Source organism: Micromonospora sp. BL4, assembly GCF_003667505.1.
Taxonomy (GTDB): domain Bacteria; phylum Actinomycetota; class Actinomycetes; order Mycobacteriales; family Micromonosporaceae; genus Micromonospora.
The window spans coordinates 1-3142 of the sequence record NZ_RCVJ01000269.1; the positions used below are offsets into that span (position 1 = coordinate 1).

The 3142-nt window shown below is 73.7% G+C and carries 3 protein-coding genes; 2 read left to right on the forward strand and 1 reads right to left on the reverse strand.

Annotated features, from left to right (window positions below; all coding sequences use genetic code 11):
• Nucleotides 1–141 precede the first annotated feature (141 nt).
• Nucleotides 142–1698, forward strand: coding sequence for a glutamine-hydrolyzing GMP synthase (guaA, locus tag EAD89_RS30010; RefSeq protein ID WP_121656401.1), 1557 nt, complete (start codon nucleotides 142–144; stop codon nucleotides 1696–1698).
• 7 nt (nucleotides 1699–1705) lie between these two features.
• Here guaA and EAD89_RS30015 read toward each other — a convergent pair whose 3' ends face one another.
• Nucleotides 1706–2047 carry a PspC domain-containing protein gene (locus EAD89_RS30015; protein WP_121678031.1) on the reverse strand — a complete coding sequence of 114 codons (342 nt, stop codon included), beginning with the start codon at nucleotides 2045–2047 and terminating at the stop codon, nucleotides 1706–1708.
• 143 nt (nucleotides 2048–2190) lie between these two features.
• Here EAD89_RS30015 and EAD89_RS30020 point away from each other — a divergent pair, with 143 nt between their 5' ends.
• Nucleotides 2191–3141 carry an NUDIX hydrolase gene (locus tag EAD89_RS30020; protein WP_121656188.1) on the forward strand — a complete coding sequence of 317 codons (951 nt, stop codon included), beginning with the start codon at nucleotides 2191–2193 and terminating at the stop codon, nucleotides 3139–3141.
• Nucleotide 3142 lies beyond the last annotated feature (1 nt).

Genomic DNA, 3142 nt, shown 5'->3' on the forward strand with positions numbered 1-3142 from the left:
CGGGTGGACCCGGTCCCGCCGCGCACCCCCGCCGTCCCCGCCGGCGCTCCCGCCGCCCTGCGGCCCTGACCCGACCCGGTGGCGCGCTGCGGGGCGAGCCGGTGCCGGGGGCGGCGGTGACTGTCGGTAGGCTTTCTGCACATGAGCCTGCCTCGCCCCGTCCTCGTGGTGGACTTCGGAGCCCAGTACGCCCAGCTCATCGCCCGCCGCGTCCGCGAGGCGAAGGTCTACTCCGAGATCGTGCCGCACTCGATGCCGGTCGCCGAGATGCTGGCGAAGAACCCGGCCGCGATCATCCTCTCCGGCGGCCCGTCGAGCGTCTACGCGCCGGACGCCCCGCAGATCGACGCCGGCATGTTCACGGCCGACGTGCCGGTCTTCGGCATCTGCTACGGCTTCCAGGCGATGGCCCAGGCGCTCGGCGGAACGGTCGCGCGGACGGGCAATCGCGAGTACGGCGGCACCCCGCTGCGGCCCCGCCTGCTCGACCCCGGTGTGCTGCTCCGCGACCTGCCGGCCGACCTGCCGGTCTGGATGAGCCACGGCGACTGCGTCACCGAGGCGCCCGAGGGCTTCACGGTGACCGCCGAGTCGGCGGGCGCGCCGGTGGCCGCGTTCGAGGACGTCGCCGGTCGCCGGGCGGGCGTGCAGTTCCACCCGGAGGTCGGGCACACCGCGCACGGCCAGGAGATGCTGACCCGCTTCCTGTACGACATCGCCGGCATCGAGCCGACGTGGACGGCTGAGAACATCATCGACGAGCAGGTGGCCCGGATCCGCGCCCAGGTCGGCGACAAGGAGGTCATCTGCGGCCTGTCCGGCGGGGTGGACTCGGCGGTCGCCGCGGCGCTGGTGCACAAGGCGGTCGGTGACCAGCTCACCTGCGTCTTCGTCGACCACGGCCTGCTGCGTGCCGGCGAGGCGGAGCAGGTCGAGAAGGACTACGTGGCGGCCACCGGCATCAAGCTGAAGGTGGTCGACGCGGCGGACCGGTTCCTGGGCGCGCTGGCCGGCGTGACCGACCCGGAGCAGAAGCGCAAGATCATCGGCCGGGAGTTCATCCGGGTCTTCGAGGCCGCCGCCCGCGAGATCGCCTCGCACGGCGATGTGGAGTTCCTGGTCCAGGGCACCCTCTACCCGGATGTGGTCGAGTCCGGCGGCGGCACCGGCACCGCCAACATCAAGAGCCACCACAACGTCGGCGGCCTCCCCGAGGACCTGAAGTTCGCGCTGGTCGAGCCGCTGCGCACGCTGTTCAAGGACGAGGTCCGGGCGCTCGGCCTGGAGCTGGGCCTGCCCGAGGCGATGGTCTGGCGGCACCCGTTCCCGGGCCCCGGCCTGGCCATCCGGATCATCGGCGCGGTCGACCAGGAGCGGCTCGACCTGCTGCGTCGGGCCGACCTGATCGCCCGGGAGGAGCTGACCGCGGCCGGTCTGGACCGTGGCGTCTGGCAGTTCCCGGTGGTGCTGCTCGCCGACGTGCGCAGCGTCGGCGTGCAGGGCGACGGGCGCAGCTACGGGCATCCCGTGGTGCTGCGCCCGGTCTCCAGCGAGGACGCGATGACCGCCGACTGGTCACGACTGCCCTACGAGGTGGTCGCCCGCATCTCCACCCGGATCACCAACGAGGTGGCCGAGGTGAACCGGGTGGTGCTGGACGTGACCAGCAAGCCGCCGGGCACCATCGAGTGGGAGTGAGCGCACCTCACGCGGCCGGCGGGAAGGGCGGCGTCGGGGCGTACCCCGGGCCCGGCTGACCGGGCGCGGGCCCGGCGGTGGGCGGCGGGCCCTGCGGCGCGACGCCCGCCGGGTGCGGCCAGGCCGGCGCGCCGGTGGGCTCCTCGGGCATCAGGAACCACATGATCGGGTACGCGAACAGCGCCAGCCCGCCGGTGAGCAGGCCGCTGACTGCGAAGATCACCCGGACCACGGTGGGGTCGACGGCGAAGTAGCGGCCGAGGCCGCTGGCGACACCGGCCACCATGCGGTCGGTGGTGGGTCGCCGGAGTTGCTTGTACGGGGCGTGGGGAGCGGTGGTGGTTGTCATGCCTCCACACTCCGCGCCGGCGCTCGGCACGCCCTCGGTGACCGCCCGGATCCTTACCCTGACCGATCCCTGAGTGGGGTCAGACAGTCAGGAATCCGACTCTTTTCCGCTCCGGTAACCCGGCCCGGGGAGAATTTGGTCCCGTGACCACCATGCTGGAGCCGCTCCGCAGGATCGCGGCATACGCAGTTTGTGCTGACCCAGACGGCCGAGTGTTGCTGGTCCGTGCATCGGAGCGCTCCGGCACGCCCGGCACGTGGTCGCTGCCCGGCGGGGCGGTCGACCACGGCGAGGACCCGAACCACACGGTCGTCCGGGAGACCGCCGCGGAGACCGGCCTCTCGGTCGCCGTCTCCGGCCTGGCCGACGTGCTCGCCGACATGCGTGCCCTGCCCGAGCGCGGGATCACCATCCACACCGACCGGCTGATCTACCGGGTGGCCGTGCGCGGCGGCACCCTCGCGGACCGGGTCGGCGAGCGGCCCACCGACCTGGCCCGCTGGTACACCCTCGACGAGGCGCGGCAGCTCCCGCTGCGCTCGTTCACCGCCCGTGCCCTCGGTCTGCCCGCCTCCTCGGCCGACGTGGTGCCCGACGAGGCGCCGGAGTTCCCCTCCTTCTACGCGGTGCCCGGCCCCGACGGGCTGCACCGGGCGCAGCGCTTCGCCGCGTACGCGGTGTGCACCGACCCGGCCGGGCGGGTGCTGCTCACCCGGGTGTCCGACGGCTACCCGGGCGCCGGCTGCTGGCACCTGCCCGGCGGCGGCACCGACTACGGCGAGCAGCCGGGCGCGGCGCTGATCCGGGAGCTGGTCGAGGAGACCGGCCAGACCGGCCGCCTGGTCGAGCTGCTCGGCGTGGCCAGTCACCGGGACGCCGCCTCGCTCGGCCCGGAGGGCTACCCGATCGACTGGCACGGGGTCCGCGCCTTCTACCGGGTGGTGGTCGACCAGCCGAACCCGCTGACGGTGGCCGACGTCGGCGGCTCCACCTGCGAGGCCCGCTGGTTCGCCCGCGAGGAGCTGGGCGCCCTCCCCACCCACCACCTCACCGAGGTGACCGCCGAAGCAGTCCAGGCCGCCCAACTCACCTGAC

What these genes read in the sequence shown, in the direction of transcription:
- guaA (WP_121656401.1), top strand. Translation starts at nt 142, where the DNA reads ATGAGCCTGCCTCGCCCCGTCCTCGTGGTGGACTTCGGAGCCCAGTAC.
- EAD89_RS30015 (WP_121678031.1), bottom strand. Translation starts at nt 2,047, where the DNA reads ATGACAACCACCACCGCTCCCCACGCCCCGTACAAGCAACTCCGGCGA.